This window comes from Candidatus Hydrogenedentota bacterium (assembly GCA_018005585.1).
GTDB lineage: Bacteria > Hydrogenedentota > Hydrogenedentia > Hydrogenedentales > JAGMZX01 > JAGMZX01.
Window position 1 is genome coordinate 1 of the sequence record JAGMZX010000168.1, and the last position, 2,373, is coordinate 2,373.

A 2,373-nucleotide genomic window follows, 5' to 3' on the forward strand; every position below is an offset into this window, starting at 1 on the left:
GGGGCATCCGGGTCCCGGGCGCAAGCCGCCGCGAGTATGCTATTCTCTGCGCCCGGCTGGTGCGGGCCTCGTGAACGAGGCGCGGCCCGGCATGACCCGAAAGAATGCCTTATGACCGAAGAACAGCATCATTCCACGGAAGAGGATCTGCGGCAGCAACGGCTCGCGAAGCTTGAACGCATCCGCGCGCGGGGCGAGGAGCCGTATAAGTATGTCTTCGCGCGCTCGCAAGCGATCGGCGACGCGCGGACGCAATTCGAGGCCGCGGAACCGGCAGGCACGCCGGAAAAGCCCGCGCAGATCGCCGCGGCGCTGGCCGGGCGCATAGTCTCGCGGCGCGGGCAGGGCAAGAGCACCTTCGCGGACATCCGCGATGAAACGGGCAAGATCCAGGTGTTTTTTGGGCAGAGACAGGTGGGCGAGGCCGCCTATGAGGCGCTGAAGGACCTGGACATCGGCGATTTCATCGGCGTGCACGGCAAGGTGTGCCGCACCCACCGCGGTGAAATCACCCTGTTCGCGGACCGGTACGAAATCCTCACGAAATCGCTGCGCGCGCTGCCGGAGAAGTACCACGGGCTCACCGACGTCGAGACACGCTACCGGCAACGGTACCTGGACCTCGTGGCAAACCCGGAAGTGCTCGACCGGTTCCGCATCCGGGCGCGGGTGATCGCTCTCATGCGCCAATGGCTCGGGGAACGCGGCTTTCTCGAAGTCGAGACGCCCATGCTGCACCCGATTCCGGGCGGCGCAACGGCGCGGCCGTTCATCACGCACCACAATACCTATGATGCCGATTTGTATCTCCGGATTGCGCCGGAATTGTATCTGAAGCGGCTGATTGTCGGCGGTTTCGAGCACGTGTTTGAGGTCAACCGCTGTTTCCGCAATGAGGGCGTCGACACGCGGCACAATCCCGAATTCACGATGATGGAGCTGTACGAGGCGTATCAGGATTATCTCGGCCTCATGGACGAAACGGAGGAGATGCTGGTCCACATCATCAGGAACCTGACGGGGGCCACAACGTTCTCGTACCAGGGCGAAACCATCCACGCGGAGCGGCCCTGGCGGCGCATGACGCTCTTTGACGCCATCCGCGAGTACGCGGGCATCGACCTGGAGGCTACGCGCGACCGCGACGAAGCGGCGCGCCTGGCCGCGTCCGCAGGGGTCGAAATCACGCCGGACATGGGCTACGGCCGGATCGTGGACGAGGTGATGTCCGCGAAGGTCAAGCCGCATCTCGTGCAGCCGGTGTTCCTTTACGACTACCCCATCGAGTTGTCGCCGCTGGCGAAGAAAAAGCGGGATAACCCCGCGCTGACAGAGCGGTTTCAACCGTTCATCGCCCGGCTCGAAGTCGGCAACGCGTTTTCCGAACTCAATGACCCGATCGACCAGCGGGCGCGCTTCCTGGAGCAGGTCCGCCTGCGCGAGGCGGGCGACGACGAAGCGCAGTATCTCGATGAAGATTACATCACCGCGCTGGAGACCGGCATGCCGCCCTGCGCCGGTCTCGGCATCGGCATCGACCGGCTCGTGATGCTGCTTACCGATTCCGCGTCAATACGCGAAGTGATCCTGTTTCCGTTGTTGCGGCCCGGCCGTTGATTTTCGCGATGGGCCCCGCCCGAAATGAGGTCGTATTATGACCGCCTTGGACTATAGCCTCTGCGCCGCCTACCTGGCTTTTGTGGTGCTGATGGGTGTCGTCTTTTTCCGGGGCCAGCGCAGCCCGCGTGAATACTTCCTGGCCGGGCGCGACGTGGGGTGGGTGGCCGTGGGCATCTCGCTGATGGCGACACTGGCCAGCAGCATCGGGTTTATCGGCGCGCCTGCCGCCGCGCAAGATTCGGGCGTGCTCCTGCTCTGGAGCCTGCTTGCCTTTCCCATTGTCTATCCCGTCGTGACCCGCGTGTTCATTCCGCTGTTTCGCGGCATGAACGCCTACACGGCTTACGAGTATCTCGAGAAGCGCTTCGACCTGCGCGTGCGCCTGTTCGCCAGCGCCCTCTTCATCTTCTGGCGCGTCACTTGGATGGCCGTTACGTTGTACGTGCCCGCGCTCGTGCTGCACGTGGTCAGCGGCGAGACCGTCCCCGTTTACGCCGGCGTCATCGTGCTCGGCGTCGTGACCGTGGCCTACACCACGCTCGGAGGCATTCGCGCCGTCATGTGGACCGACGTGGCCCAGTTCATCGTCATGTTCGGGGGCATCGGCGCCGCGCTCGTCCTCACGGTCGGGGCCGTCCCCGGCGGCATTGCCGGCGTGTGGCAGACACTCCTTGACGGCGGCAAACTGCGTCTGACCGCCGCGATGCCCGGCTGGAATGAAGCCGGATTGCTGGAGAAACTGCGCCTCTACGC

2 protein-coding genes are annotated in these 2,373 nt (G+C 64.3%); both read left to right on the plus strand.

The features are described 5' to 3' along the window. Positions 1 to 111 precede the first annotated feature (111 nt). On the plus strand, positions 112 to 1,617 hold the full coding sequence (lysS, locus tag KA184_20535; protein MBP8131974.1) for a lysine--tRNA ligase: 1,506 nt from the start codon (positions 112 to 114) through the stop codon (positions 1,615 to 1,617). A gap of 37 nt (positions 1,618 to 1,654) precedes the next feature. Beyond that, on the plus strand, positions 1,655 to 2,373 hold a 719-nt coding region (locus tag KA184_20540; protein MBP8131975.1), incomplete at its 3' end, for a hypothetical protein.

Coding starts and splice junctions, on each gene's coding strand:
- lysS (MBP8131974.1), top strand. CDS start 112: ATGACCGAAGAACAGCATCATTCCACGGAAGAGGATCTGCGGCAGCAA.